The 4,671-nt window shown below is 61.8% G+C and carries 1 protein-coding gene; it reads right to left on the bottom strand.

The window, feature by feature from the left end; genetic code table 11:
• Window positions 1-4,671, bottom strand: a 4,671-nt coding sequence (locus P5540_19705; GenBank protein ID HRT67039.1) for a hypothetical protein, incomplete at both ends; no start/stop codon positions are given.

The following is a 4,671-nucleotide window of genomic DNA, read 5'->3' as shown; positions in this document are numbered from 1 at the left end:
CCGTTGTCGTCGGGGGTAAGCCCTTCCTGCATGCCGAGCGAGTCGCTCTTTTCGGGATTGTTCGGATCGGCGCCCGGCCGCAGCAGGTTGTACCGCCACGGATACGGATCGCCGAACCAGCATTTGCCGTCGCGGTCGCGGTCCGTGAACACTTCGGCGTCCAGGATGATGTCGCCCGGTGTCTTGGACGCCGCGATCGCGCAGAGTGCGCGGCCCATGTCGGTGAGCAGCGTCTGGCCGGGATTGGCCGTCGAAAAAGCCCTGTCGGCGGCGATCAGCCGGTCGAAGGGCTGGCCGGTATCCAGATAGAGATCGTAAACGCCGTCCTCGATCCCGTCGTCCGCGTTCCATATGAACAAGGCCTCCGAGACGAGCGATTCCTGCGACAACGGCCCCAGGTCTTCCGGCGAGGCGGCTGCCGGCCGATTGCTTTCCGCCTGCCGCGTCGCGGTAAAGCCTTCCGGATTGCCGGAAAGATAGAACGCGGTGCGCAACTGGACAGGCGAACGCGACCAGAGATCGTTGCCGGTTTTCAGCGTGGCGGGAACCGGCGATCGGTTGAACAGGAAATAATTCGTGTTGGGCATCAGCCCAAGATTTTTGTCCCACATATTGTACGGGAAACCCAAGTCGTACTGCGTGTCAAACAGTTCCCGGTTGACGCCGCCCGCGATATCGAGCGAATACAGGAAGACCGGCCGCCAGACTTCGGGCAGGGGCCACGGCGCGGAGGGATCGGAAGCCGGATCGAATTTCATCATTTCCCGCACGCGCTGGTTATCGTTCGGATCGTTGGGATCGAACACGGGCCGCAACAGGTAAAAATCGGCGCGGGCGCACGAAAACCGGATCGGATCGAACGCCGCCGCGCCCATCAGGGCCGCCAGATTGTCGTCGGACTCCTGCGAGCCGCTTTTCCACAGGAGTTCCTTCCAGTAATCGTCGGGATAGGTCCGGCCGATCCGCGCGCGCAGCACCTTTTCACGCGCCAGCCCGGGAATCCTGACCGGTGAATCGGCCATTTCGGCGTTGGATGCGCCGAATTCGCCGCCGTACAACGTGTGGTTTTCGTGGATTTCGAGGTAGGGCAGCGTCATGACGTCGCCGACCGACACGAACGGCTGATCGCCGTGCGCGATGGTTTTCCGGTCCATGACAAGGGCGTCCCGCAGGGCGGCCCATTCGCGGTACATCTGCGGAATCATGAGCGTGTTTTCGGCCGCGGGCAGCGAATGCGGATAATAAAAAACGGGGTATTTGAATTCGGGGTCGTAGGCCGCGTTGGGCTGAAGCGGCGTGCCGTTGAAACGGTCAATGCCATCCGGGGTCCCATCCGGCTTCAGCCGCGGCATAACCGGGTCGTGCGACCAGTCATCGTAATTGCCGTCGGTGGCTTCCCAGCGGTTCTTGGTGCCGAAACGATCGCCGTTGTAGATGGCGGTGTGTTTGCGTTCGAGCGTCCGGTAGAAATCCGCGCCCATCGTGTCGTCCGGCCAGAAATTCAGGTAATTGGTCTTATTGGGAATGCCGAGACTCTTGTCGAACAGCGTCGGCAGAAGCGTGTTGGAACCGGCGGTGCTGAACGGCACGGGAATGCCGTCGTCCACGGCGCGGTTGATCACGTCGCGTTCGGTGTAGGTGACGCGATCCACGACGCGGCGCGCCTGGTGATCGCCCTGGAACAGCGTCACGACGACGTTGTCGCCCGGATAAAAACGGCGCTCGATGAATTCTTTCCAGCGCGGGGATTCCGCAGCAGCCGCGCCCAAATAGGCCGGCGGCGGAACGTAGTTCAATGGATCGTAGGGATAATCGAAGAATTGGGTCTTGTAGGCGACAGGCAAAAAGTCGAATGCGCCCGGCGCGGGATTCAGCACGAAAAAGCCGGTAAGGGATTCGCGCCGGGCATCCATCCACCGGCGTCCCTCGTCAATGCCTTCGAGGAGATCGTCCACAATCCCGTCGCCGTTGTTGTCCACTCCGTCAACGAGGAGCGTATTGACGTCGTTGTCGTTGTCAATGCCGTCGTGTTCGGGATTGTTCGGAAACACGCCACCGCGCAACACCCAGCCGGCCAGCGCGGAGAGGCTTTCGGCGGCGTTCACGCCGCCCGCCTGCGGCGTCTTGATGGCGGCCTGCGTGGTCAGGCCTTCGATTTCGAGTTGAACGATGGGCAAATCGTTGGCCTTTCTCCGGAAGATACTGCCCGATTCGCCCACGTTGTAGACGCCGTATTCGTCGTAGGGAACGACAGGAAAATCCGGGGCGGTCACATAATCGCCGTTTGTCCCCATATTGCCGTTGTAACTGACCGATCCATCCGCTTCGTAAAAGATACCGCCTTCGAGGCCGATGCCGTTGCGGAAGATCAAGTTGTCGCGGTCGAAATTCACGTTCTGCGGGTAGCCGATGTAATCGTAGGCGTTGACGGCCAGGAGCATCCGGGGCGGACGGACGGCCACGGCGCCCGCGGCGGAGTCGGGCCGGGCGGCGGGCAGGATCACGGGATTGGCCGGATCGTACGGCACGCGCATGAAGATCCGGTCTTTGGAAGCGATGTCGCCCGATGCCGGGTCCACGCCGCCGACGGCCAGCTCCCAACCGGAGATGTCAATGTCGTGGCCGGTAATGTTTTCGATCTCGATCCATTCATGATCGGGTTCCTGGCTGAACTCGAACGAGTTGATGCACAACATGGGGCCGCCGGCGTCATAGGCGACCGGATCGCCGCCGCCCATGCACACCGCCACGTGCAGGTAGACCTGATCAAGCGCGTTCGCGGCGGGAGGGGGAATCGTGACGGTGAAGGCCTTGTCCTGGCCGTAGCCCTTGCGCAGTTCAATCACATCCGTGTAGGTCAGGTGGCCCATCTCCGGATTAAGCGAAGTGGGAACGTTCAACACGGTGTCGTCCAATCCCGGCACGAAGATCCAGCCGGTGGCCACGCCCCGTTTGTATTTCCCGGTCCGTTCGGAACTCGGAATGCCTTCGGCGGCAAGATCCAGGCTGCCGTCGTCGTTGGCGTCGTAGACGTCGAACAATTCCTGCGGCAAAGACGGGATCAGGGCAGACGCCTCCTCGAACGTGACATTGCCGTTGCCGTCCGCGTCCGCCTTTTCCAGGCTTTGCGCGTCCAAAACAAGACCAACACCGCCGTTCGCATCGGAAGGCCCGCGCCAGTAATGGCTCCAGTACTCCTTCCATGTCCTCGTGGCCGGATCCGCGGACGCATTGTCGTAAAAATCGTCGGGATAATCGGGGGTCGCGCATGCCGCAAACCCTTCCGCGACATCCTGCGCGATGGATTTCGTGCCGACGGTCATGCCGTTCGGCATGGCAGCGCCCGTCGAGGAGACGTATTTGACCGCGACGCGGATCGGATCCTCGTTGTTTCGGTACCACGGGACATCCGTGGTGCCGGAACGCGGTCCGCTGACCGTGGGCCGCCCGCGATAGTCGGTCGTGTTGATCTTCAGATAATACCGTCCGGGCGGCAGGCCCTTGCTCGGCCCGAATTTGAATTCCATGATGTTCGGCCAATGTTCCGTGGGCGCATCGTCCGCTCCCGGCACGGACTCCTTGCCGGGATCCTCCGCCTCGACGAACCGCGTCTCTGTCGAAATGGCCGTGCCGGGTCCGAGCCACGGATTGAGGAAACCGTTGCAGGGATTGGCCGGATCCGAAGTGGTACTGTAGGGCAGTTTCGGCGCCGGCCAGAAACCTTCATCGGGCTGATTGGTTACCGAATAGGCCGGCGGCGCCTTGTCGCGCATTTGTACGCGGGTGAGATCGAAGTTGTTTTGATAGGTGGCGGCAGACGGATCCTCGTTGTAGGCGAGTTGGTACAGATACCGCGGGAAGAGGGAGGACGTGTCGTTGTCCCGCTCCATTTCGGCCTCGACGCGGCGGACGGGCCGGACCATCATCTCGGTGATGCGAACGCCCTCGATGCCCGCTACGGTGTAGACAATCTTGCGGCGGTCGCCGGTCACTTCCACAACGAGCCGGCCCTGATCGAACGTTTCGCCGTGATTGTTCACTCGATCGTAAACCTGCATGCGATCCCACCACGTGTCGTCCACCTGCATGGTGGCGGTTGACCGGCCGTAGCCGGTATCGCGCGCGTCGCGCAGGTTTGCGCCAAGTTGCAGCGCCCGGAGGTAGGGATCGGCCTTGTAGAGCGCCGTGACGGGGTTGCCGAACTCGTCGAGGAAGGCCACGGGATTCGAAAAAACGCCGTTGATATCCAGCGAGACGTTGACGCCTTCTTGCTGGAGGCCGCGCGCGAATTCGAGCGAAGCGATCTTCTCGTCCGGATCGGACGGATCGCCGTAAGCGTTGGCGGGGGAATTCATGTCCCAGTCGTCGCGCAGGACCTGTGCGATCTGTTCCGGGGTGGCGAAATTGTAGTCGAGTTTGAGCCCCTTCGGACGCTGGCCGGCGGTCCAGACCTTTTCGGGTTCGGCGAGCAGATCGCTCTTCATGGCCTGCTGGAACCGGTTGTTGTCATCGGTCGAGTGCAGCGTGATGTGATTCTTGATGTTTTGGTAGTAGGTGTCCGCGTTTGCGAAGGTCTCGTTGCGAATAATGCGCTTGACCTCGTCGCGGGACTTGAGCACGCGGTCGCCGAGCAAGCCGAAGGCGCCGACGGCCCCGCTGCCGTCCACGTCG

Source organism: Candidatus Hydrogenedentota bacterium (assembly GCA_035450225.1).
Classification (GTDB): Bacteria; Hydrogenedentota; Hydrogenedentia; order Hydrogenedentales; family SLHB01; genus DSVR01.
Note: the sequence above shows the minus strand (reverse complement) of the source record. Positions and strands in the feature narration are given on the sequence as shown.